This is a genomic window from Aliiroseovarius sediminilitoris, from assembly GCF_900109955.1.
GTDB lineage: Bacteria > Pseudomonadota > Alphaproteobacteria > Rhodobacterales > Rhodobacteraceae > Aliiroseovarius > Aliiroseovarius sediminilitoris.
The window spans coordinates 165,946-191,248 of sequence record NZ_FOJB01000002.1; the positions used below are offsets into that span (position 1 = coordinate 165,946).

Annotated in this window: 16 protein-coding genes and 1 riboswitch; of the genes, 5 read left to right on the top strand and 11 right to left on the bottom strand. The window is 57.4% G+C overall.

The annotated features are described in order from the left end of the window. Positions 1-144: 144 nt before the first annotated feature. The 8 genes from BMY55_RS15835 to glgC all read right to left on the bottom strand — a co-directional run bounded on the left by BMY55_RS15835 (position 145) and on the right by glgC (position 14,930). Entirely contained in the window at positions 145-1,332 is a 1,188-nt protein-coding gene (locus BMY55_RS15835) for a cation:proton antiporter (RefSeq protein WP_245744790.1), read from the bottom strand. A 522-nt stretch (positions 1,333-1,854) separates the two neighbouring features. Then, positions 1,855-4,077: a 1,4-alpha-glucan branching protein GlgB gene (glgB, locus tag BMY55_RS15840; protein WP_091433130.1), complete on the bottom strand. Its 2,223-nt coding sequence runs from the start codon at positions 4,075-4,077 to the stop codon at positions 1,855-1,857. After that, positions 4,074-6,479, bottom strand: coding sequence for a glycogen/starch/alpha-glucan phosphorylase (locus tag BMY55_RS15845; protein ID WP_091433255.1), 2,406 nt, complete (start codon positions 6,477-6,479; stop codon positions 4,074-4,076). The genes glgB and BMY55_RS15845 overlap by 4 nt, the downstream gene beginning before the upstream one ends. 46 nt (positions 6,480-6,525) lie before the next feature. Beyond that, the gene (locus BMY55_RS15850) at positions 6,526-8,157 is read right to left on the bottom strand and encodes an alpha-D-glucose phosphate-specific phosphoglucomutase (RefSeq protein WP_091433133.1); all 1,632 of its coding nucleotides are present in this window, start codon (positions 8,155-8,157) and stop codon (positions 6,526-6,528) included. Then, the gene (gene malQ / locus BMY55_RS15855; RefSeq protein ID WP_177179395.1) at positions 8,123-10,126 is read right to left on the bottom strand and encodes a 4-alpha-glucanotransferase; all 2,004 of its coding nucleotides are present in this window, start codon (positions 10,124-10,126) and stop codon (positions 8,123-8,125) included. The genes BMY55_RS15850 and malQ overlap by 35 nt, the downstream gene beginning before the upstream one ends. Then, positions 10,123-12,222 carry a glycogen debranching protein GlgX gene (gene glgX / locus BMY55_RS15860; protein WP_091433137.1) on the bottom strand — a complete coding sequence of 700 codons (2,100 nt, stop codon included), beginning with the start codon at positions 12,220-12,222 and terminating at the stop codon, positions 10,123-10,125. The genes malQ and glgX overlap by 4 nt, the downstream gene beginning before the upstream one ends. A gap of 6 nt (positions 12,223-12,228) precedes the next feature. After that, positions 12,229-13,674: a glycogen synthase GlgA gene (gene glgA / locus BMY55_RS15865; RefSeq protein ID WP_091433140.1), complete on the bottom strand. Its 1,446-nt coding sequence runs from the start codon at positions 13,672-13,674 to the stop codon at positions 12,229-12,231. After that, the gene (glgC, locus tag BMY55_RS15870) at positions 13,671-14,930 is read right to left on the bottom strand and encodes a glucose-1-phosphate adenylyltransferase (protein WP_091433142.1); all 1,260 of its coding nucleotides are present in this window, start codon (positions 14,928-14,930) and stop codon (positions 13,671-13,673) included. Before glgC ends, glgA begins: the two co-directional genes overlap by 4 nt. A gap of 188 nt (positions 14,931-15,118) precedes the next feature. On the opposite strand from glgC, the gene BMY55_RS15875 reads away from it, so the two are divergent. After that, positions 15,119-16,348, top strand: a complete 1,230-nt coding sequence (locus BMY55_RS15875; RefSeq protein ID WP_245744791.1) for an ROK family transcriptional regulator — start codon at positions 15,119-15,121, stop codon at positions 16,346-16,348. Between the two features lie 561 nt (positions 16,349-16,909). Then, the gene (locus BMY55_RS15880; protein WP_091433262.1) at positions 16,910-18,007 is read left to right on the top strand and encodes a tyrosine-type recombinase/integrase; all 1,098 of its coding nucleotides are present in this window, start codon (positions 16,910-16,912) and stop codon (positions 18,005-18,007) included. Between the two features lie 24 nt (positions 18,008-18,031). On the opposite strand, the gene repC is transcribed toward BMY55_RS15880, so the two are convergent. The 3 genes from repC to repA form a co-directional block, all read right to left on the bottom strand. Beyond that, positions 18,032-19,315: a plasmid replication protein RepC gene (gene repC, locus BMY55_RS15885; RefSeq protein ID WP_091433145.1), complete on the bottom strand. Its 1,284-nt coding sequence runs from the start codon at positions 19,313-19,315 to the stop codon at positions 18,032-18,034. Positions 19,316-19,479: 164 nt separating this feature from the next. Continuing rightward, positions 19,480-20,475 (bottom strand): plasmid partitioning protein RepB, encoded by a 996-nt coding sequence (repB, locus tag BMY55_RS15890; RefSeq protein ID WP_091433148.1) that lies wholly within the window; start codon positions 20,473-20,475, stop codon positions 19,480-19,482. Between the two features lie 73 nt (positions 20,476-20,548). Beyond that, positions 20,549-21,766 carry a plasmid partitioning protein RepA gene (gene repA / locus BMY55_RS15895; protein ID WP_091433151.1) on the bottom strand — a complete coding sequence of 406 codons (1,218 nt, stop codon included), beginning with the start codon at positions 21,764-21,766 and terminating at the stop codon, positions 20,549-20,551. Between the two features lie 1,073 nt (positions 21,767-22,839). After that, positions 22,840-23,058, top strand: a riboswitch (cobalamin riboswitch). A gap of 100 nt (positions 23,059-23,158) precedes the next feature. Between repA and BMY55_RS15900 the strand changes: the two genes are divergently transcribed. Genes BMY55_RS15900 through BMY55_RS15910 form a run of 3 tightly spaced genes read left to right on the top strand, consistent with a single transcriptional unit; the run spans position 23,159 to position 25,302 of the window. Beyond that, on the top strand, positions 23,159-23,563 hold the full coding sequence (locus BMY55_RS15900) for a DUF1636 family protein (protein WP_091433153.1): 405 nt from the start codon (positions 23,159-23,161) through the stop codon (positions 23,561-23,563). After that, positions 23,560-24,342: an ABC transporter ATP-binding protein gene (locus BMY55_RS15905; protein WP_091433157.1), complete on the top strand. Its 783-nt coding sequence runs from the start codon at positions 23,560-23,562 to the stop codon at positions 24,340-24,342. Before BMY55_RS15900 ends, BMY55_RS15905 begins: the two co-directional genes overlap by 4 nt. 18 nt (positions 24,343-24,360) lie before the next feature. Beyond that, a complete protein-coding gene (locus BMY55_RS15910; RefSeq protein ID WP_407639085.1) occupies positions 24,361-25,302 on the top strand; it encodes an ABC transporter substrate-binding protein in 942 nt (313 codons plus the stop codon). The last annotated feature ends 1 nt before the right edge of the window (position 25,303 follow it).

Sequence of the window (25,303 nt, forward strand, 5' to 3'; positions counted from 1 at the left end):
TCGAGGACATCGCCCGGTGGGTGGGATTGACCCTCCGCATCACATGTTGCACCGCAGCTCCAGCGGTTTACGTGATGTCGTTTGTGGCCACACCATGCCCTTGAACTTGCCCGCCCGGACGGTGCGGGAACCGTATCGCGGGCGTCACCGGTCTTGTTCCGCGCGTTCGACGTGGCGTAGCGCCACAAGCGTAGCAAGAGGACCGACGATTTCAAAAAAGACAGTGGCCGAAATGGTCAGCGTCATGATTGCCGCCGCCCAATCGGGAAACGATTCAGCAGCCACCAGCGCCATTCCGACGGCGACCCCTGCCTGCGGCAACAGCGCCGGCCCATAGATATGCAGCTGCGCGCGTGGCACGCCGCCAATACGGGCACCGATTGCACCACTTGCAAGCCGGGCGGCGATACGAAGACCGACATAGGCCAGGCTGATCCAGCCAAGCGCCCAAAGTGCACCCAATTCAAGCGACGCCCCGGCAAACAGGAAGAAAAGCAGCATGAAGGGCCATTCTATATATTCGATCTCGTGAAAGGCATGATCGTGATGGCGCGCGAAATTGGCGATCATCGCGCCGGCAGTCATCCCAGCCACAAGGAACGAGACTTCCAGCCAGATCGCAACGCCCGCCGTCAGAAGAACGACGCCAATCGCCTCGGTCTGAAGCGGTTCGCCCTGTTTCAGGCGTCCGGTCAGGAACGCGGAGGGGATGCCGACACCGATACCAAGCAAGATGCCGCCTCCGATGTCGCGACCAGCCCCCAACAGTGGCGCAGCCCAACTGCCGGACTGGTCTATGAGTGCAAGGCAAAGGCTGAACACCAGCAGCCCCCAGACATCGTCGATAGCGACGATGCCGCTGAGGGTTTCAGTAAACCCGTTGCGCAGGCCCGACTGGCGGATGACATCCGAAATTGCTGCCGGATCCGTCGCCGTGGCAATCGCGCCGAGCAGAAGCGCCAGGCCGGGGTCGAGGCCCAGCATCGTGAGGCCGCCCCAGACGATGACAGTCGTGCCGACCACGATACTAAGAGAAATCGAGGAAATGGCACGACCATGACGCGACAAGTTTTTGCGTGTCAATTCCCCGCCAAGCAGGAACGCAACCATCGTCAAGGCGACGACAGAAATCGGTTCGAACAACTCGGTGACAGAGGTGGGCAGCAAGTTCAGACCGGACGGACCGACAAGAAGACCGAGAAGCAAAAACATCGTAACACGCGGCAACCGTGTGAGGTGGCCAACCTTATCTGCCAGCAAGCTGCCAAGAAAGATCAGGCCAAGCGTAATAAGAAATAGCGCCTGTTCCATCGCGTGCGGTTCCTGTGTCAAGCTGTGCCATTGGCCGGCACCGGGTCACTTTGAAACTCTCTCGTGCGGGCCGGGTTTCTTGGGTGCCTACTTATTAACGTCGATGATAGCAACCAGATCAGAAATATCCCAGAGGCGGTCAGTCAGGCCAGCGCAGCCAGCCAGGGCTCCGTTAGTTGAGGTCTCCACCCTGTCAGGCTGCGCTACTGTCACATCCCGGGGTGACGCTTCTGCTTTGCACAAACAGTGACATTTCTACTTGGTTGCAACTGTTCACATCGCCACCAAACGCGCCCTTTACGGCGTCCAGATAGGCTTTGTGGCTACGCGCAGTGCAGGATCGGATGGAAGGCGCATGTGCAGCTCGCGGTGCAGTCTTGCGGCTTTCTCTCTGTCGAATGTCGGGATCGTGCATTCCCTTAAGATCAAAGTCCAAGGAAACCACTGCACCTGTCAAAATTGGCGGGGCCCACACGCACTTTCTACGAATTCGAACACCAAATCCTCGAAATGCCCGGCGAACCCTTTGGATCGAATTGCTGGTCAGTCAGCATCCAGGTCGCCCAGACGAAAGAAAAGCGCCGTGTTGCCGGGCAAATCAAAACCGATGGATTGGGTCTGTCCACTCCACGCGATGTCTTCGCTGTCGCAAGAAATCGGCCCATGTCCTGAACCGCCAAACGGGGTGTCGTTGCTGTTGAGGACAACTTGCCATCGCCCAGTATTGGGAACGCCCAGACGGTAGCCTTCGCGGGGCGCAGGGGTCATGTTGCAAACCACGATAACCGGATCTTCCCCGTCTTCACCTTGGCGCACCCAAGCATAGACGGACAGATCCGACTGATCGACTTCCAGCCAGTAAAACCCTGACGGATCACTATCGGTGGCATAGAGCGTGGGCGTCTCTCGATAGAAAGTGTTCAGCGCCTTGACCCAGGCTTGCACACCGCAATGCCAGTCGTGATCCAGCAGATGCCAGTCAAGCGACCGCTCGTGGTTCCATTCTGCGCCTTGGGCGAACTCCTGTCCCATGAACAGAAGCTTCTTGCCCGGGTGTCCCCACATGAACCCATAATAGGCGCGCAAACCGGCGAACTTGTCAAAACCGTCGCCCGGCATCTTGCTCAGCATCGACCCCTTGCCGTGGACCACCTCGTCATGGCTGATCGGCAGGATGAAGTTTTCCGAGAACGCGTAGGTCAGGCCAAAGGTCATCTGGTGATGGTGATGTGAACGATGGATCGGGTCACGGCCCATGTAATCCAGCGTGTCGTTCATCCAACCCATGTTCCACTTGAACCCAAAACCAAGCCCGCCCTGATCGACAGGTTTGCTGACACCGGGGAAGGATGTGCTTTCTTCGGCAGCCATCAGCACCCCGGCATCCGCGTCATAAACCAATTGGTTCGTGCGTTGCAGGAAGGCGATCGCCTCAAGGTTCTCGCGCCCGCCATGTTGGTTGGGGATCCACTCGCCGTCTTTGCGCGAATAATCGCGGTAGAGCATGGAGGCAACGGCATCGACGCGCAAACCGTCGATGTGGAATTCCTTGATCCAATAGAGCGCGTTGGCGCAGAGGAAGTTTTGAACCTCGCGGCGGCCATAGTTGTAAATCAGAGTGTTCCAGTCCTGATGGAAACCTTCGCGCGGGTCGGCGTGTTCGTAGAGCGCGGTGCCGTCGAAATTGCCCAGACCATGCGCGTCCGTCGGGAAGTGACCCGGCACCCAGTCCAGCAGCACGCCAAGTCCCGCAACGTGAGCGGCGTTGACGAATGCGCGGAACTCATCGGGTGTGCCAAAACGGATTGTCGGGGCGAAAAGCCCGATGGGCTGGTATCCCCAAGAGCCATCGAAGGGAAATTCCGAGATCGGCATAAGCTCGATATGGGTGAAACCCATGTCGCGCACATAATCGACCAGTTCCGAGGCGAATTCGAGATAGCTGAGCGGGCGATCACCGTCTTCAACCTTGCGACGCCACGAACCAAGATGCACCTCGTAAATCGACACCGGTTTGTCGTGGCGATTGCGGTCAGCGCGCGTGGTCATCCATTCTTCGTCGCTCCATGCGTAACCATTAAGGTCCCGCACGACCGAGGCTGTTGCCGGCGGATGTTCTGCACCAAACCCAACAGGGTCCGCTTTCAGCGGCTGAATGGTCCCTGCCCCGTCGCGAATTTCATATTTATAGACCGTGCCTTCACCCAGATCCGGAACAAAGATTTCCCAAATGCCGGTCGATCCGCGCGCGCGCATCACGTGCCGCCGACCATCCCATTGGTTGAACTCGCCAACGACAGAAACGCGGCTCGCGGCAGGTGCCCAGACTGCAAAATGCACACCAGCGGTTCCTTGATGGGTCATCGGATGCGCACCCATACGGTCCCAAAGCTGCAAATGCGCACCTTCCGCGATCAGGTATTCGTCCAGCTCGCCCAGAACGGGGCCAAAACGATAGGCGTCGTCTTGTTCCCACTCGGCTTCCCCACTGCGGGCGCGCAAACGATAGCTACCGGTCGCAACGCCTTTACGGACAAAACCGGAAAACAATCCGCGCCCGTCCAGCCGTTCCAGCGTGGCCTCGGGTTTGCCTGTCTTGCCGTCCAACACATCGACGCTCTGCGCGCCGGGCAAAAGCGCCGTGACGCTCCAGCGACGGCCATTCTTGTGTGGTCCAAGGACCGAGAACGGGTCGGACATCGTGCCTGTCAGCAACGCTTCCGCAGTGCTGGCATCAAAGGTCGGTGTGTAGGTCGCGGTGTTCATTTGTCGTCCTCCAACAGCGATGAGACGCCCCAGATATCATCGGCATAGCCCTGAATGGTGCGGTCCGATGAGAACCAGCCGGAATGCGCGGTGTTAAGGACCGCCATCCGCGCCCAGCCATCGCTGTCGGCGAAACCTTCATCAACCTTGCGCTGCGCGTCCCAATAGGCGTCGAAATCCGCGGCTACCATGAAATAGTCGTCGCGCAAGAGCTTTTCGAGAACGGGCCAGTGGCGCGTCGGATCACCGGGTGAGTAGAACCCGGTGCGGATTTGGTCGATCACCTCGCTCAGGATCGGGCTTTGGTCGATATAGTTCTGCGTGACATATCCTTCGCGCGCGCCCTCGACCTGATCCGCCGTCATGCCGAAGATGTAGATATTGTCGTCCCCGACACAATCGCGGATTTCGACATTCGCGCCGTCCAGCGTGCCGATTGTCACCGCTCCGTTCAGCGCAAACTTCATGTTGCCGGTGCCCGAGGCTTCCTTGCCTGCGGTCGAAATCTGTTCGGACAGGTCTGCGGCGGGGATCAGGATTTCCGCCATGGAAACGTTGTAATTGGGCGGATAGACCACCTTGAGCCGATCACCGATGACCGGGTCATTGTTGATCGACTTGGCAATGTCGTTGATCAGCCGAATGATATTCTTGGCGTCGATATAGGCGGGTGCCGCCTTGCCTCCGAAGAACTTGACGCGTGGGGTCCATGCCGCGCCGGGATCGCGGCGGATCGCATTGGCAAGGGCCGCCGTTTCCAGCGCGTTCATCAGTTGGCGCTTGTATTCGTGAATGCGCTTGATCTGGATGTCGAACATCGCGTCTGGCGCGATGTCGACCCCCAATTTGTCGGAAACCCAGTCCGTCAACCGCCGCTTGTTTTCCTGTTTCACCGCCATGAACCGCTGGCAGAAATCCGGGTCGTCGGCCAAGGGTGCAATCCGTTTCAACTGCTCCAGATCGCGCACCCATTCGGTGCCTATGGTGTCGTTCAACAGATTGCGCAGGCCGGGATTGCAGCCATGCACCCAACGACGCGGAGTCACACCATTTGTCTGGTTCAGGATACGGTCGGGATAGACCGCGTGCAGATCGCTGAAGACGGTCTGTTTCATCAAGTTCGTGTGCAGTGCCGACACCCCGTTGACCTTCCGCGCACAGGTGAAGGCAAGTGTCCCCATATTGACCTTGCCGTTATCAACGATATGGGTGTTGACGCCCGTTTCGGACGCTTTCACATCGCGGGCCAATCGGTCGTCAATACGTTCGATCAGTTGCATGTGCCGGGGCAGGATTGCGCCCATCAAGGACACCTCCCATGCCTCCAGCGCTTCGGGCAAAAGCGTGTGGTTGGTATAGTGCAGCGTTCCCTGAGCGATGTCGAAAGCCGCGTCGAAGCCCAGTCCGTGAACGTCCATCAACTGTCGGATCAACTCAGGCCCCGCAATCGCGGGGTGAGTGTCGTTCATCTGGATGGCGACCTTTGACGGCAGTGCCCGTAAATCGCCGTTATGCGCCAGAAAGCGGCGCATCAGGTCTTGCAGAGAGGCCGAGGTGAAGAAAAACTCCTGCTTCAGGCGCAGCTCCTTTCCGATCTCGGTGCTGTCGTCGGGATAAAGCACACGAGAGATCGTTTCGGCCAAAACCTCGGGGGCGGCGGCCTGCATGTATTCCCCACGGTTGAACGGGTCCAGATCGAAGATTTGTCGGGGCTTGGCAGACCACAGGCGCAGCGTGTTGGTCCAGCTTGCGCGCCACCCCGGAACGGGCGTGTCATAGGCTTGTGCCATCACGATGTCGGACGGCGTCCAGACCGCGCTTTTGCCGTTCTCTGTGACCTGACCCCCAAACCCGATGTCATAAAGACATTCAGAGCGTTCAAATTCCCAGTTGTGCTGGTGGCGCAGCCAATCTTCGGCCATTTCCATCTGGCGGCCATCTTCGAAGGATTGCCGGAACAGACCATGCGCATAGCGAATGCCATAGCCGTGGGCCGGGATGCCAAGGCAGGACAGGCTGTCGAGAAAACAGGCGGCAAGCCGACCCAGCCCGCCATTGCCCAATGCGGCGTCGGGTTCATCCCCCACAACATCGACAAAATCCACATCGTAAGCCGCAAGCGCCTCTTTCGCTTCGTCCTCAAGGCCAAGGTTGTTCACCGCGTCTTCAAGGATGCGGCCCAACAGGAATTCCATCGAAAGATAGTAGACCCGCTTGCGGTCCTTCGCGTAGGTTTGATGCGTTGCATCGAACCATGGCGTGATCAGCCTGTCACGGACGGCTCGGGACAGGGCCAGACGCCAATCGGTGATGGATGCGCTGTCCGGCGTCTTGCCCACGCTATGGGCAAGATGGAAGTCGATCGCGCTGGCAAGTGTGCCTGAGGCATCGAAGTCTTTCATGGTTTTTCCAGTCAAGGTCATGTTTGTTTCAGGCCTGCGCGATGCGTCATGTGATGACGTCTGCGCTGCTTCGGCCAGTGTGTTTGGTTATGTCTGCAAGGGTTTCCGCCGCTGCGATCACAGGGGCAAGGGCCGCCTGCACGTCCTGCGTATGATCCCCGCTGCGGTCGACGAAGCGTTCCAGATAGACGCGAAGCGTGGCCCCTTGGGTTCCAGTGCCGGAAAGGCGCATCACGACGCGAGAACCATCGGTGAAACCGATGCGCACGCCCTGTGCCTCGGTCAGGCTTTGATCAATCGGATCACGGTAGGCGAAGTCATCGGCGGTGCTCACTTCCAATCCCGCGACCACCGTGCCGGGCAGGTCCGCCAGACGTCCGCGCAGCGCCGCCATCAGCGCCTCGGCAGCTTCCGTCGGGATTTCTTCGTAATCGTGGCGCGAGTAGTAGTTGCGCCCAAAGCTGCGCCAATGGTCACTTTGCAATTGGACAATATCGCGCCCGTCACGCGCCAGAATATTCAGCCATAGAAGCACCGCCCAAAGCCCATCTTTCTCTCGAATATGGTTTGATCCGGTGCCGGCACTTTCTTCTCCGCACAGCGTGGCTTTGCCCGCGTCCAGAAGATTGCCGAAAAACTTCCATCCGGTCGGCGTTTCAAAGCAAGGGATGCCAAGACGCACGGCAACCAGATCGACCGCCTGACTTGTGGGCATGGAGCGTGCCACACCCGCAAGTTTGCCCGAATAAGCGGGGGCCAGATGCGCATAAGCTGTCAGCAAGGCAAGACTGTCGGACGGCGAAATGAATGTGCCCTTGCCCATGACCATGTTGCGGTCGCCATCGCCGTCCGAGGCAGCCCCGAAATCGGGTGCGTCATCGCCGTTCATGATCGCCACCAGCTCGCTGGCCCAAACCGGGTTCGGGTCGGGATGCCCGCCGCCAAAATCCGGCGACGGCACAGCGTTGATGACCGACCCTTTGGGCGCGCCCAACGTTCCTTCAAGGATGCGTGTGGCATAGGGGCCGGTGACCGCATGCATGGCGTCGAAACAGATGCGAAAGCCGCCCGCAAAAAGAGTGCCGATTGCGTCGAAATCAAAGAGTTCCTGCATCAGCGTTTCATAGTCACCGACGGGATCAACAACGTCGATCCGACAATCGCCAACTGTGAAGGACCCTGCCCTGCCGATATCTTCAGGCTCTTGTTCGGCAATCTTGTATTCCGTGATCTCAAGCGTCTTGGCAAAGATCGCATCGGTGATCTTTTCGGGCGCTGGCCCCCCATTGGGGGCGTTGAACTTGATACCGAAATCGCCGTTCTCGCCGCCGGGATTGTGGCTGGCTGACAGGATGATCCCGCCATCGGTTTGGTTTTTGCGGATCAGGTTTGACGCGGCGGGTGTGGACAAGATGCCGTCTTGCCCGACGATCAGACGCGCAGCTCCGTTGGCCGCGGCCATCCTGATGATCACGCCGATTGCCTGCGTGTTGAAGAACCGACCGTCACCGCCAATGACATAGGTCTTGCCCGCCGCGCCGCCCGTGCCGTCAAAAATGCACTGCACGAAGTTTTCCAGATATCCTGGCTCACGGAAAACAGCCGTTTTCTTGCGCAAACCGGATGTTCCGGGCTTTTGCCCCTTAATGGGCGTGGTCTGAACAGTCTTGAAGACCATCTTTTTTCTCCATTCTTCTGGGGTTCGACCGAGCCTGAGCGCGCATGTCTTCGGCAAGCCTTTTGAAAGCCTCCGACTTTGCGATCTCATCGACGGTGAAAGGGGCCTTCAGCCGCCAGTTCGGATAACTGTCGACCGTGCCCGGCAGGTTCTGTTGGGACGTGCGCTCCGCGATATCATCAAGCTGGATCGACACCATGCTGGCATTCGCGCGTGCCAGTTGACGATGAATTTCCGGCACCGGGTCCGAGGAGCCGAGTGTTTCGCGCGCACGTGTGCGATCCGCGCGGGTTTTTTCCAGCATCTGCGCATCAATGACGCCGAGCTGATGCCTTACGCGCGCGTCTTCAGCGGTGAAAAATCCGGCGACGGTGGGCGTGTCATGGGTCGCAAATCCACAAATCGCCAAGCGTCGTGTCTTTGCGGTATCAGTGAAACCGCCGGTCGTCGTGCGCATATATTGCAGCACGTCCAGACCGTAGACACCCGAGGCAGAGAGCTTTTCGCGCAGCCCCTCGGGGACCAGACCCAGATCCTCGCCCACGACGATTGTATTGCTGCGCACACTTTCAATTGCCACAACCGCAAGAAGCGCGTCGAACGGATAGCTGACGTAAGTGCCCTCGGTCCCGCCATCGGGGATCCAGAAGCTGCGCATCAGGCCCAAAACATGGTCGATCCGGATCATGCCCGCGTGCCGCATGACGGACCGAAGCAGGCGTGCGAACCCGGCATACCCTTCAGCCCGGAGTTTCAGCGGCGATTGCGGCGCAAGGCCCCAGCTTTGACCAACGGGACCAAGAGGATCGGGCGGCGCACCAAGTGTGGCACCGGTGATCAAAGAGCTGTCCTTCACCCAAGTCTCTGCCGCGCCAAGACGCGGACCGACTGCGAGATCGAGGTAAAGACCAACGCGCATCCCGGCTTTGCATGCCCTGTCCTGCGCGTCTGCAAGTTGCATGTCAGCCTGCCATTGCTCCCATTTGGTGCGGGCGATTTCTTCTTCATGGGTTGTTTCGAAAGCCGCGAGGGCATCCGCATCATGGTCGCGGTATGGCGCGGGCCAAGTGCGCCAGTCTGCGCCAAAACTGGTGGACAGCGCTTCGAACAGAGCAAATTCGTGAAGGGCGGTCCCTGCCCGTTCAACATAGGTTTCAAAAGCGCGTCGCTGTGGCGCGCTGTCAGGAAGGTCACAAAAGCTGGCAAACTGATCTGCAAGCGCGTGCGCTGTGTTTCGCAATGCAGATGGGTAATCAACAAGTTCCGCATCGTTACCCGTGTGGCCGCCACCGACATCACAATGCCATATGTTCAAAAACCCGCGATGGCTGGGGGAATACGGGCTGATCACATCGTCAGGCCGGACGTGACCCATCGCATGCACGGGGTTGATACCCACAAAGTCCGCGCCATGCGCCGTCATCGCAGCGGCATAGTCACCAAGCAATCCATAGCTTCCAATCTGCGCGGTATCTCCGTCGGTCAGGCCGTAGAGCGGTGCCAGCACACCCCAGATGCGCCGTTCGGCGATATGATCTTCCAGCCGAACAGCACCGACCGGACGGGCCAGAACCCATGTGGTGAAATCGCGCACACCAGAACGTAAGCGCAAGCGATGGATGCCCAGTGGCAGGCCGGGAAGCGAAATCCTGTTCGTCGGCTGCCCTTGGGCAAGCGTTTCACCGGTGTCTTCGGCCTCAAGCTTCCATTCCGCAGTTTGGGTCAACGTCAGCGCACAAGCCTCGCCGGCGTCGACGACAACTTCAGGCGGCAACGGCTGTGCCGCGTCTTCGGTCTGCATTTGCTGCAACAGCACCTGCGCATCCGTATCCGAGCAGACATCCAACTGCATCGCCCGTAACACTGCGATCTGAGTGTCGCGCGGCACCTCGATCGTCTGGCCATCAAACCCGCGATAGTGCCCGTGCACGCCGACATGGGTGCAAAGCTGGGATATCCAGTCTGTCATGCTGTGACCTGCGTGCCGACAAAGACCACCAGAGAATGGGCAGCAACCGGCTGCCTGTGACGTTCGGTGACGATTGCGGTGGGAACGGTGGGGGCGGCAGTGTCCAGCACACGTTCCCATTGTTGCTCTGAACCCGGATCAGGCAGCATCGCACATTTGTCGCTTGCCCCGCCATTCACCACGATCACAACCATACCCGACTGTGACAGCGTGCTTTCCACGCCGCCACGGATAAGCAGACAAAATCCGTCAAGCGAGGAATCGCGCCAGTTCAACGCGCCACCCTTCAAACTGTACCAAGCGACATCCGGCAGCTCATCTTGCCGCAAACGCCCGTGCAGGTAATGGCCCTGTCGCAAAACCGTGTTGTCCCGGCGCAACGCAATCAGGCGCTTGGCGAAGTCCAGAAGGCCGCTGTCAGCGTCTGCCCAATTGATCCAGCTGGTTTCATTGTCCTGACAATAGGTGTTGTTGTTTCCACGCTGCGTGCGCCCCAGTTCGTCCCCGGCCAGAAGCATGGGCGTTCCTTGGGACAGGAAAACCGTCGCCAAAAGATTGCGCGCCCGCTGCGCGCGGCGGGCCAGGATAGCGGCGTCCCGCGTATCACCCTCGACACCGCAATTGTCGGACAGGTTATGCCCATGGCCATCGGCGTTGCTTTCGCCGTTGGCTTCGTTGTGCTTTTCGCGATAGCGGGTCACATCGGCCAGCGTGAAACCGTCATGGGCGGCGACGAAATTGATCGAACTGTAAGGCTTGCGCCCGGAGTGATCGAATATCGATGCCGTGCCCAGCAAATTGCCCGCCAGTTCCCGCGCCGCATGTGCGTCGCCACGCCAGAATTTGCGTGTGGTGTCGCGGAACCTGTCGTTCCATTCACCCCAATCGGCGGGAAACCCACCAAGCTGGTAGCCCCCGGGGCCGATATCCCATGGCTCTGCAATCATCTTGCACCGGCTCAGGACCGGGTCCTGACGGATTGCATCAAAGAATCCGCCGCGCAAATCAAAGCCATGCTGTTCGCGCCCCAACGTCGTGGCAAGATCGAACCGGAACCCGTCGATCCCCATGACTGTCACCCAATATCGCAGGGAATCCAGAACCATACGCAGAACATAAGGATGATGGACCGCCACGGTGTTTCCGCAGCCGGTATCGTTCACATAGTACCGGGCATGACTGGCCTGAAGCGCATAGTAAGCTGCGTTGTCCAACCCGCGAAAAGACAGGGTCGGCCCGCGATGATCACCTTCGGCGGTGTGATTGAAGACGACATCCAGAATGACCTCGATGCCCGCGGCATGAAGCCGGTCGACGGCATCACGGAACCCATCTACACCGTTCGGCCCGAGATAGCGGGGTTCAAGGGCAAAAAAGCCAAGGCTGTTATAGCCCCAATAATTCGTCAGCCCGCGCTCGACCAGGAAACCATCGTCAAGAAACGCGTGCACCGGCAACAGCTCCAGCGCGGTTACACCCAGATCGCTGAGATGTGCGATGATGGCATCACACCCAAGCGCCTCGTAGGTGCCACGCAGGTTTTCCGGCACATCGGGATGAAGTTGGGTCAGGCCTTTGACATGGGCCTCGTAAATGACGGTTTCCGACCACGATCTGCGCGGGGCTGGCGTTCCGCTCCACGGCATGTCGGGTTCCGGCACGATGGATTTGGGAACAAAGGCGGCGCTGTCTACCTGGCTTGGCCCAGCGTCGCGTTCAGGCATCGCAATGTCATAACCCAATGTTTCCTTGGCTGCACGCCACTCACCATGAAACGCGCGGGCATATGGATCAGCAAGCAGTTTCTTCGGATTGAAACGGTGGCCCCGATCCGGTTCATAGGGCCCGTGCGCCCGGTATCCATAAAGTGTTCCGGGTTTCAGACCCGGGACATATCCATGCCAGACGGGGCCCGTGCGATCCGGTAATGCCACACGCGCGGTTTCACGCTGTCCGTCAGGGCTGAACAGGCACAGCTCGATCTTTGTTGCGTTCGCGGAAAAGACTGCGAAGTTGACGCCTTGGCCGTCAAATATTGCACCCAGACGGGTGTGATCTCCGGCGACGATGCTAAGGATAGGCGCGGCTTCATGCATCTGTTCTTAGGCTCCCGCCAAGTTGTTATATATATCCGCCATCCGCTGCGCCGAGACGTCCCAGCCCACAGGATGTTTCATCCCGTTGCGTTGGATCTTCTGCCACGCCGTCCTGTCGGCATAGATCGCCATGGCACGATCAAGTGCGGCACCCAGTTTCTCCGCCGTCGTTGGCGCGAATTGCAGACCTGTCGCACAGCCTGCGGCCAGTGCAGCCTCATTGGCGTCAATGACCGTATCGGCCAGACCACCGGTGACGGATACAATCGGCACCGTGCCATAACGCATTGCGCAAAGCTGGGTCAGGCCGCAAGGCTCGAACCGTGATGGAACCAGCGTGGCATCCGCCCCCGCCTGCATCAGATGGGCGAGGTCTTCGTTGAACCCGATCTCGACACCGACACTGCTGGGAAAGCGGGCGGCAAGTTGTCGAAAACCGTGTTCCAGCTCTGGTGTCCCAGACCCCAGCAGCACAAACCGCGCGCCTTTCTCAAGGATCGCAGGCAACGCTTGCAGCGCAAGATCCAGCCCTTTTTGCTCTGACAAGCGGCTGATGACCGAAAAGAGCGGCGCGCTGGTGTCCGGGCCAAGACCGAAATGGTCCAGCACCGCTTGTTTGTTCACAGCCCTTTTCGCCAGCGTGCGGCTGGTGTAATTCTGCGCCAGAGCCGGGTCGGTCGCGGGGTCCCAGGCGACCATGTCGATGCCATTAAGAATGCCGGAAAGGTCCGCCTTGCGCGCCATCAAGACGCCCTCAAGCCCCATTCCGAACTCCGGCGTCATCAGTTCTCGTGCATAGGTCGGGCTGACCGTGGTGATCTGGTCTGCCTGCGTCAGACCACCTTTCAGAAAGCTGATCTGGCCGAAATACTCAAACCCGTCCTGCGTGAAGCCTTTGGGATCAAGACCCAAAGTGCCCATAGTCGTTGCCGGGAAATTGCCTTGAAAAGCGATGTTGTGAATGGTCAGGACACACGGCGGCGCAGCGCCAGCAGCTTGACGCAAATAGACCGGGGCCAACCCGGCCTGCCAGTCGTGTGCGTGGATCACATCGGGCATCCAGCCTGCGATACCGGTGCGCCCGATTTCGGCACCCAACCAGCCAAGCAAACCAAAGCGCAAATGATTGTCGGCCCAATCCACACCACTTTCATTCAGATAAATCTGACCCGGACGGTCATAGAGATGCGGCGCGTCGATCAGCAAAAGATCTATGCCGCTTTCACGTTTTTCCAATACACGCACCGGTCCGCCAAAATGCGATCCGACATTCAGGGCTTCTTTTGCCCCGCTCGCAAGATGTGCGATCTGGCGGTAAAGCGGCAGCAGGACGCGACATTCAACATCATGCGCACCCACAACGCGCCCAAGTGCGCCAACAACATCGGCCAGCCCCCCCGTCTTGACGAAAGGCGCGCATTCAGACGCAACAGAGAGCAGTTTGAGGGTCATTGCTCCAACTTGTCGATCATAGCTTGCGTAATGAGACATATCCCATTCTCGGAGCGCCGAAACCTCTCGGCGTCCTCTTTTGCGTTTTCGCCCACAACAAGCCCCGCAGGAATACGCACAGACCGGTCAATTATGACGTTCTTCAATCGGGCTTTGCGCCCGATACTGACATCCGGCAACGCAACAACACCATTGAGTTCGGAGTACGAATTTGCATGCACGCCACTGTGCAACAGGCACTGATTCAACTGCGCACCCGATATGATGCAACCACCCGCAACCATCGAAGAGACGGCCATGCCGCGCCGATCTTCCTCGTTATGTATGAATTTTGCAGGTGGGGTCAGTTCGGAATAGGTCCAGATCGGCCAGCCATGGTCATAAAGGTCCAACTCCGGCTCGAAATCGGTCAGGTCGATACTTGCCTGCCAGTAGGCATCAATCGTTCCGACGTCTCGCCAGTATGCTTTTTGCTCAAGCGAACTGGTCACGCAGGAACGGCTGAACGGATGCGCATAGGCATTGCCCGCCGCAACCAATGCGGGGATTATGTCTTTGCCGAAATCATGCTCGGACGTCTCGGACAAAGCGTCTTCACGCAGCAATTTGATCAGCAGTTCCGTCTTGAAGACATAGATACCCATGCTGGCCAAGGATTGCGTTTCGTCACCGGGCATGGAAGGCGGATCAGCGGGTTTTTCAACAAACTCAAGAATACGGTCGCTCTCGTCGACTGCCATCACACCGAACGCGCTGGCTTCACTCCGAGGTACCTCGATGCAGCCGACGGTGACGTCCGCACCGGTCTCTACATGCTGTTTCAGCAACAGCGAATAATCCTGTTTGTAGATGTGATCGCCCGCCAGAATAAGAATGTATTTCGGGGCATAGCCTTCGATGATGTCGATATTCTGTGTGACGGCATCTGCCGTGCCAAGATACCAGTTACGCTCGTTCACCCGTTGTGATGCGGGCAGGATATCAAGTGACTCGTTTCGTTCTGCCCGGAAGAAGCTCCAACCGCGTTGTAGGTGGCGGATCAGGCTGTGCGCCTTGTATTGCGTTGCCACACCAATGCGGCGGATGCCGGAATTCACCGCATTTGACAGCGCAAAGTCGATGATCCGCGTCTTGCCGCCGAAGTATACCGCAGGTTTTGCCCTGACATCGGTAAGCTCCTTAAGGCGGCTACCCCGCCCTCCGGCCAATACGAATGCCATTGTCTCGCGTGCAAGTCTATGAGTTGAAACGCTCATTTCTAATCCCTCCCGTATCGGCGTCATCGCAGCGCCGAATCGTCATCCTGGCCTTACAATCATCTTAACCTCTAATGACCAGTTTGCTTGCATCGGTCAATTATTAATTCACTCTTATTTACTTATTGACTTCATCCGTCGTCTTGGTCACTTTCACAGCAAAGGCAGATAATGAAGACAGGGACACGATGGGCCAGGCTTTGACAATCAAAGGCGGAAAAGCCAGCCCGGATACCCCGCGCCGGGGTTCAAACCAGAGCGGGATGCGCGCCTATAATGAACGGCTTGTTTTGTCGCTGATCCGACAAAGCGGTCCCTTGGCCAAGGCCGAAATCACCCGCACCACTGGACTGTCAGCGCAGACCGTTTCTGTCATCATGCGTGCATTGGAAGCCGAAGGGCTGCTTGTACGCGGAGAGCCGGTGCGCGGCAAGATTGGGCAACCTTCCGTTCCCATGAGCCTTGCCAAGGATGGCGCTTTCTTTTTCGGACTGAAGGTCGGTCGTCGCAGTCTCGATCTCGTGCTCACAGATTTCCTGGGTGAGGTTCAACACCGTGTCCGCATCAGCCACCCCTACCCGACGCCCGATAAAACAGTGCAGTTCGCAACCGACGCTGTCGGTCAAGTGCTCGATAATCTGCCCGAACAGCTCCATTCCCGCATCGCGGGACTTGGCATCGCCTTGCCGTTTCAACTTTGGGATTGGGCCGAAACGCTGGGCGTCGAAGATGCCGACATGCGTGATTGGAAAGACCGCGATATCGCCAAAGAGATTGGTGCGGTATGTGACTTCCCTGTATTTGTTTGCAACGATGCTTCTGCCGCCTGTGGGGCGGAATTGGTGTTCGGCAGTCAAAACAAACCCCAGGATTTTCTGTATGTCTTTGTCGGCTTCTTCATTGGCGGCGGCCTGGTGCTGGATGGTTCTCTCTATACCGGGCGCACTGGCAATGCAGCCGCCTTGGGGTCGATGATGCTGTTGGCTCAAGACGGCAACCTGCGCCAGTTGGTCGATGTCGCCTCGCTGGCGGTGCTGGAAGGCGCGCTGGTCGAAAGCGGCGACGAATACTCCATGGCTTGGGACAATCCCGAAGGCTGGAACATTCCCGACGGCCCGCTCGATATCTGGTTGAACGATGCGTCATACGGTATCGCGCAAGCAGTTCTTTCCTCTGTCTGTCTGATAGATGTGGGGAACGTTCTTATTGATGGCTGGATGCCAGAGCACATGCGGGCGGAACTTGTCCGGCGTGTCCGGAAATACATCGGTAATACATCAGTCGCTGGCGTCGCAAAGCCCGATATCCTTGAAGGGTCGATCGGGTCGGATGCACGCGCCCTTGGTGCAGCCAGTCTGCCCCTTTCCGAACGCTTTTTGGTCGAGCGCGATACCTATCAGAAAGGCCACGCCAAATAGCTTCGCATGCTGCAAGGAACTGGGACCATCGGAGAGCCGGAAGACCACTGCCGTCTGCTTGCCCTGCCCTCCAACGTCCCATGTGCGCCGGGGCGTCCACCCGATATTAGATCCACGACAGAGCCATTCACAAAGCTCAGGTTCATTGAGCTACCAATCACGACGCCAGCCTTGAGTTCATCCGCTTCCTCTTTGAAGAAGTCCCTCTGAATCATCGTGTTGTTCCAAAGCGAGGAAAGCAGGCGGCCATTGGCGACAAACTTCTGGATGTCTGGCGGGGTTACTCTTGAAGAACCAAAGCATCGAACATAGCGAAGGCCGGGTTTGGCCGAAATGCAACAATCTCAAGTGTTTCTCCGTGTTCCGAGATGACCCGGAGCGATATGTTGGTTAGACTTCTCCGGTCGTTCAAGATCGTCGCGGACTGACAGGTCGTGTCACAAGATCAATCGTGCACGGCGCTTTCTGCCGCAAAGCACCACACAAACCGCCGCACCTTGTCTAATCTCATCATGTCCAATAAAGTTGCCTTATCGGACGCGAGAAGATATGTTCGGCGACATGTCAGAAAACAACGAGAAATCGAGCTCGGACCCGAAAGTTGGCCCCTTACCCAACGAGGACGACGAGAGAGTCCCGCCTTCTGGTGAGGCTCTGACTCTCCCCTCCCATATGGCCGGCTCGGGAACTCTTGATCGGCTGGTCGACACGGCGCGGAACTACGCGGTGGCCTCGACGGCCGAGAACACCAACAAGGCCTACGCAGCCGACTGGAAGCACTTCGCACGGTGGTGCAGATTGAAGGGCACAGACCCGCTGCCGCCCTCACCGGAAATGATCGGCCTCTACCTTGCGGATCTGGCGTCCGGTTCAGGGTCCTCCCCTGCCCTATCGGTCAGCACCATCGAACGCCGCATGTCCGGTCTCGCCTGGAACTACGCACAGCGCGGCGTTTCCCTCGATCGCAAGAACCGCCACATCGCCACGGTGCTCGCCGGGATCAAACGCAAGCATGCGCGCCCACCCGTTCAGAAGGAAGCGATCCTGCCGGAAGACATCCTCGCCATGGTTGGCACCCTAGGTTTCGACCTGCGCGGGCTGAGAGATCGGGCAATCTTGCTCCTGGGATATGCCGGTGGTCTCAGGCGCTCGGAAATCGTCAGCCTTGATGTCGGCAAGGATGATACTCCCGACAGTGGCGGCTGGCTCGAGATCCTCGACGACGGCGCGGTGCTGACGCTGAATGCAAAGACGGGCTGGCGCGAAGTTGAGATCGGACGGGGATCTTCGGAACAGACCTGCCCCGTGCACGCGTTAGAGCAATGGCTGCGTTTTGCAAAAATCGACTTCGGCCCAATTTTCACCCGAACCTCGCGCGATGGCAAGAAAGCCTTGGAGGCTCGGCTCAGTGACAAACACGTCGCGCGTCTGATCAAGCAGACCGTACTCATGAGCGGCATCCGTGCCGAGCTGCCCGAGAAAGACCGCCTCGCCCTGTTCTCAGGCCACAGCCTACGCGCCGGTCTGGCCAGCTCGGCAGAGGTCGACGAGCGCTACGTCCAAAAGCAGCTCGGGCACGCCTCTGCCGAGATGACCCGTCGCTACCAGCGTCGTCGGGACCGGTTCCGGGTGAACCTGACCAAGGCCGCAGGCCTGTAGCTTCGACAATCGGACAGATAGGCATCATGCTGCCTGCCCGCTCAACCGGCCATAGAAACTGCGCTCCAGATGCAGCTCCCCTGCCCGGGCTTTTTCGATCATGCCGCGCAGATACCCGCCCGGGGAAGCCACTTCGCCCGCCGCGTGCTTGTCAAACACCAGAACAAGCGCCGCTGTCGCGATTTGTGGACCGAGCCGGTCCTGTGCAAGGTTCCAGGCGTGTTCGGAAATGCCAATCATTGGCCTGAGTTGACCGGCAACCCGGTGCAGATCACCCCAATCCTTCAAGTACCCGCCCATGTTGTGCGCCCAGGACGCAAATTCAGGACAAGCCTGCATCACTGTTGGCAAATCAAGCGCTGCGCCACGCTTCTTGCGGGTTTCGGCCACCCAATCTTCCAACGCCCTATCCACTTGCTCTTCTGGTGGCGCATTTGGCACCATGCCCGCCGCGTTCTCTTTTTCTGAGGACTTACAGATTACAGGATAAAGTTGGTTTGTAATTAGTATATGCGGGTCAGAAATGGCCTCCCTGGGGTTCATTTCTTGAGTCTGTTCAGTAACTTGCTCACTGGTTTCAACGGTGTTTTCCACAACCGCATCCGCACGGACTGCCTTGAGATAAGCCGCCTCGACGCGCGCCTGAAGCTCCCTGAACCATGCCAACAGCCGTTCAAGTGTCTCAGAGCCCACATTCCGGCGTGGCAGGCGGTCCAGAAGCTCCTCGAAGAGGTTGGTAAACTGCGCCCACGGGCCTCTCAGCGCGCCGCTGACGGCCGCCTCGATCCGGGCGCGGATCATCCGGCGCGCCACCGTGACCTGGCGCTTCAGGCGCTGGCAGAGCTCACGCTCGGCCTGCAATTCGGCGTGCAGCTGCTCGAACTCCTCGACGCGGGCCGATAGCGGCGACAAATCGAAACCATAGGCCTCGACGATGCGCCCGTCTGCGTCCCTGCGTCCCCAACGCTTGCCGTTGGGGCTGTCCTTGAAGGCAACCACACCAATCTCTGCCAGGCGACGGGCATGGCGTTTGAGCGCCGACAGGGAAAAGCCCGTCTGCTCCATCAGATAAGCGTTGGACGCCCAGACGATCGGGCGCTGCCCCTCCTCCCAGTCCTGGGCCTGCGTAAAGGCTCCCAGCGTGTCGAGAAGCATCATGTCGCCGGCCTTCAGGCCGATATGAGCGCCCACGCGCTTCACAGCGACAACGGCCTGTCGCTTGGGAACACCTATCCGTTCACCGGCTTGGGCAAGCTGCTCAGCAACTCCAAGACCCGGTGTCGGCTTGCGCCAACCTGTATGTTTCATGCCTGTATTTCACCTCCGTTTTTGTGGAGGCAAAAGATCCCCGTCCGCCAAAACGACGTTCTTTCGTTGACAGTGATTCGCGGGAGCGGTATCCAGTAGGTGTCTAATCTAATCGGATAAGCTCTCGGGCCGGATCGGCTTGGGGGCTTTTCTTTTGCCTCAGGTCATGATGTCGTTGTCTCCTCGGATTGAGAGAGAAAATCCGCATAGAGTTGATCGAGGTTCTCCGAGAGAAACTCACCAAACGCAGCGGAGTCCTTGGATGTTAATGAAATGCTGTAAGCCCGCCCTGAGCGTCCGATGACGCCCTTGATCCTGCCTTCTCCGGCAGTCCAGGTCCGCCTGGCAGGCTTGGCCTTCGACGCACGGCGTTTCGGTGCCTTACCTGCCTCTGCCAATTTGCTGTGCAGTATTTCGAATTTTGCATCGCTGTTGAGTTGATCAAAGCCATCCATGGATAAGATAGTTTCAGCAACGGTGTGGTTTGATTTCACCGCCATCAACCTTTTAAAGTCTTCCCAGCGATCCCGCCCGATCTGTTTTGCAGGCCCAATTGCGTCAATGATATGCGCCGGAATCGTTCCAGCGACGGACAACATGCGCGAAAGCAGTGTGCCATCGATAGTGAGCGCCTGTTGAATCACGTCTTTGGCTTGACCCAAGTCGTGCAGATTCTTGGCAAAGAGCGCTTTTTCGATGAAAGACAGATCTGCCCGTGCTGTGTTTTCCTGCCCCTGCGCCAAAACGTGGGCGACGTCGTCCATTTCCTTAACCACGGCCCGCACCGGAAATCCAAGCACGCGCGCGACCCGCACACGACGATGTCCGAAGACCACCATATACCGGTTTGGGATTTCTGGATGGGGTCGCAGCAGGATCGGCGTGTCCTGCCCATTGGCAGAAATCGACGCCTTCAACTCCTCGAAGGCCTCATCGTCTCCGCTTAGGCGGTCATTTACAAATGAGGCATCAATGAACGCCGGATCGATCTCGACAATTGTTTCACCTTCGAGAAGACGTTTGGAGTTCTCCGCCAGACTGTCGATGGAAACCTTCATCGACTTCGACGCACCGCGCATAGCATAGCTGGAGCGCGCACCATCAATGGGTTTCTCGGTCGGTTGCCCGATCACGGATTTCAACAGATCTTTTCTGGCCATGTTGTTCTCCCTTTTGGGGTGATCACGCACCCTTCTGCACGGCTGTCAAAACTCATCTGCACGGCTGTCAAAATCATAGACTGTCGCGCCCCCAGGCCTGATGCACAAGATCAGCAATCTCGTCATTCACAGCATTGAGCGATGTGATCGCACGGTCATATGTCGAACGTACAAACTGTGACCGCTCAACCTCGTACAGCGTCTGCTTGGTGATTCCAGCATCAGAAATGGCTGTCGATTTTACCATTTGCGCTTCGAGCATCTGATTTGGAAACATTGCCTGCAAAAAGCCGACCATCTGCTTTTGCGGGCCGTCGGTCGGCTCAAAGCGCGTCACGAGGTATCGAAACCACTTCAGCCGCATTTCGGCGCCGGCTTCCCGAATGGTTCGCAAAATACCGCCAAGCATCAAAAGGAACTGGCTCATCGACATCACGTCCAGCATTTGCGGATGAACCGTAATCAAGACGGAGCTTGATGCGGTTAGGGCGGTTAGGGTCAAATAACCCAGCTGCGGCGGGCAGTCGATCACGACCACATCATAGCGATCCTCAACTTCTTCGAGGGCTTTTGAGATTCTGGTGAAGAAAGCGCGACCCTCGGACGGGTCGCGACTCGTAAGCGCGACAGGCGTATCGTATTCGTACTCCTGCAAATCCAGACTAGCGGGCACAATATCTAGATTTGGGAAATTCGTCGGCCGGATAACTGCGCTGATCGGTTGGCGCTCGTCGTCATAGCGCAGAGTCTCATACAGGGATAAAACAGAGTCTAACTCAGGCTGAATTCCATGTAACGCAGTGAGTGACGCCTGCGGATCAAGATCCACCGCCAACACACGATGACCTTTAAGCGCCAGATGTTGGGCAAGATGTGCAGCGGTTGTCGTCTTGCCGCTACCACCTTTGAAATTCACGACCGAGATCACGTGAAGTTCCTCGTTTTCTGTCCGGTGGGGCAGATACTGCCGCTTTCCGGGCCGACCATGAACGTCAAGATAGGCGCGGAGTTCCAGCATTTGCTCGGCGGAGTAGGAACGACGACCAGAAGAAGATGTCTCTGGCTCGGGCCCTTTACCTTCAAGATGCAACTTCTTGATAGTTGATTGGGTGACACCGAGAAAATATGCAACCTCGGCCAGAGAGAATTGCCGCAACCCTTTCTGGGCGTCGGGTGGATATTGCTCCTGACGCAATATATTGAGTCTGTCAGAAATCAATTCCCCTTGTTGGAGGATGATCTCGTCGAAGGCAATCGCGCCCGTATCATTTTGGAATGGTGCTGCTTCCATTCTGTCGCCCCACTAAATATCGCTTTTATCGCGATTTCTATCCTTAAACTGTGAATACAGCGGAAGCTGGCTATCCACAACGATTATTTCTGTGGATGACCATACACCGCTTTGCGACGACAGAACTTGTAACGGTGTCTAAACCTTGCTGGCCAGGGGAATGTAACCGCTAAATCTGGTGTGCCGCTTCATTTTAGCACTCGCGCTAAGGCATTTATGTTGCAAGCAATGACATCTAAGTATTTGTTTCTTTATTATTTTTAGAATCTGCACGGCTGTCAAAAAGGTTGAAGGAGCTGCTTTTAGATAAGCCCATCCGCGGCGCTGAGACGAACAACGGTTTCAAGATCAACGCGCGAATTGCCGCCGAGACAGCCGACCGGAAATTTCTGACAACAAGGTCAGGTCCGATGACCCGGAACAGGCAAGGGCGTCGAAGATGCTGAATTCAACACCCGATTCTCTTCAGTGCAAGGGTCGATCTGGCCGGGTGTCTCGACCGACCGACAACCGCGACCTCTCTTTCGAATCGCAGGAGATCGGCGTCTGTAGCGAAACATACTGGCAGTTCGCAGCCCTCTCGCGTTTCGCCATGACAGCAGTCGGGAATGAACACGATGCGTGAAGTCATTCGGGGTTTCGCAGACGGCGGCTTCGACAGTGGTATGGATGTCAAATGTCAGTGTGAAGATCGAACAAGCCCCTCGTCAATCTCGATGTAGGCGCTGTTCGAGTTAATGGTGGTTGGAGTCGCGAGACCTGTCTCGAAAGGGTAGGGGGGTATTCTGGATTTCACTTTGTCGACGTGGGTTCCAAAGCCTGTCGTTCAGCGACCAAGAAAGAGGATGGGAAAATTTTACACCAAACTGTGAACACGGAACGCCGTGGGGAAAGCGACGGTCTAAGGGCTTTTGGAGTCAACATCTGAAACATCGCGCTTGCGCAATCGCAACGCCGGATTTCCCTGCCGACTGCCGCCTGCGTTTCATCAACCACTTACATCTTCAGGCAGAACAAACAGCGGATGCTTTGTATGGGAAGAAAATTATTGTCTTGACCTATCAACGATTGTGTCGGAAATGACCTTAGATGGTTTTCGAAAGACGAATGCGCTTTCGGAATGAAAAGGGAATACGGTGAGGAATAGCCAAAAGGCGCTAAATCCGTGACTGCCCCCGCAACTGTGAGCGGCGAGCGACCCCGATGAGCACCACTGAACGCTCCGCGTTTGGGAAGGTTCGGGCAAGCGACAACCCGCAAGTCAGGAGACCTGCCATCAAGGATGCAACTTCAACCCGGGCGGGGTGTTCGGACAGGAGGCCATGATGGCTTTGCGGTGTATTCCGTGTGATATTTTACCTGTGTTTGCCCTGCGTTCTCGCGGAGGGCGATATGGGCATACCACGTCACAGAATAACCATCTGCACATCTTGCAGACATAGGGGCGCAACCTGTAGTCCTGGTTATGATCTGATCAAACGATTGCGTGCCGCCATTGACGCGGCAGGAGACGCGATCAGCGAAGAATTTGAGGTCTCGGGCGTCGCCTGCATGGCGGGGTGCTTGCATCCCTGCACAATAGCTTATCACAGCACGCGCAAGGCAACCTATCTGTTCGGGGATATCGAACCAGATCAGGACATTGACGATCTTGTCGCATTTGCCCGGCAATATGCAGGTCTGGGGGATGGATGGTGTTCATCGGCCGAAAGGCCCGGTAAGTTGGGCAAACATACGCTGGCGCGAATTCCGGCAATGGTGCTTGCTTTGGAAGACAGCGAGGTGCGCCAGTCATGAACGCCGCAAGTCTTATTGCCGACAATATCAGCTGGGCACCGCACAAATCTCTTCCACGTCTCCTTCATCCCGTCAGTTTCAAGGTTGAGTCTGGGCAGGTGCTGGGGGTGGTTGGTCCGAATGGTGCTGGCAAATCCACACTGTTGCGCTTGATCTACCACTATCAACGACCGACATCCGGGCGCATCCTTGTGGATGGCAAAGATATCTGGTCTTTGCCATCTCGGGCTGCGGCTCGCAAGGTTGCCGCTGTTTTGCAAGAACAACCCGGCGCATTCGGTCTGACCGTCCGCGACATTGTCACTCTGGGGCGCACACCGCATCGTCAGGGGTTTTCGACCCCGGGTGCGCATGACGCCGAGATTGTCGATGCTGCCATAGGCCGGATGGACCTTCAGAATTTGGCATTCAGGGATGTTGGCACATTATCTGGCGGTGAACGTCAACGGGTCATGGTCGCGCGCGCGTTGGCGCAACAGCCACAGGTTCTGGTTATGGACGAACCAACCAACCACCTCGACATTCGCCATCAGCTTGAGATCCTGTCCTTGATCCGCACCCTTGGCCTTACAATTGTCGTGTCTTTGCATGACCTTAACATGGCGGCCGGAGTTTGTGATGCAGTTCTGTTGCTTGAGAACGGACATTGTAAGGGCTTCGGCCTTCCCGAAGACGTCCTGAACGAACATCTGGTGTCGCAGACATTTCGCGTCAAGGCACACCGCGAAACCCTCAGCCTCAGCCAAACCCGGCACCTGTCTTTCCAGCTTCCCGATTAAAGGAAATCCCAGATGAAAATGACGTATTCTTCGACCGTGTTCTGTGCCTTGCTGGCATTAACGTCGACAAGCGCCTTTGCGCAAGCAACCGTGCAAAGCTGCAATCGCGAGGTGACATTTGACGAACCCCCCAAAGCGGCAATCTCAAACGACGTCAACCTGACTGAAATGATGCTGGTTCTGGGGCTGGCAGATCGCATGGTCGGTTATACCGGCATTTCCGGGTGGAAGACGTTGGATGCCTCCATGACCGCGGGCATAGAGGAACTTCCCGAGTTGTCCTCCAAATACCCGAGCAAAGAGGTCCTCATCGGCGCAGGGGCTGATTTCTTCTTCGCGGGCTGGAATTATGGCATGAAGGTCGGCGGCGAAGTCACGCCTGAATCGCTCGAACCGTTTGGTATCAATGTCTACGAACTGACCGAAAGCTGCATCCATATCGGCGAAAAAGCCGCAGCCAGCATGGATGATATGTACGATGACTTATTGAACCTTGGCAAAATCTTTGACGTCAAGGAAAAAGCCGTTGATCTGGTCGAAGGCTATCGCGCCGAACTGGAGAGCTATACCGCAGGTCTGTCACTGTTGGACGAAGCGCCGCGTGTCTTCGTCTATGACAGTGGCGAAGACGCGCCCTTTACGGCGGGTCGCTATGCCATGCCAAATGCCCTGATCGAGGCCGCGGGCGGCACCAATATCATGAACGATCTCGAAAAAAGCTGGTCTACGGTGGGTTGGGAAGCTGTGGTTGAGCGCAACCCGGAAATCATCGTGATTGTAAATTACGGCGAAGTGACCGCCGAAGAGAAGCGTAACTTCATGATGTCAAACCCGGCCTTTGCCGATCTGGACGCCGTTAAAAACGACCGTTTCGTCAGTCTGGAATATGTCGAAGCCACGCCGGGGCCGCGCAATGTTCAGGCCGTGAAAAAGCTCGCCTCGGCATTCAGGGTCGAATGAA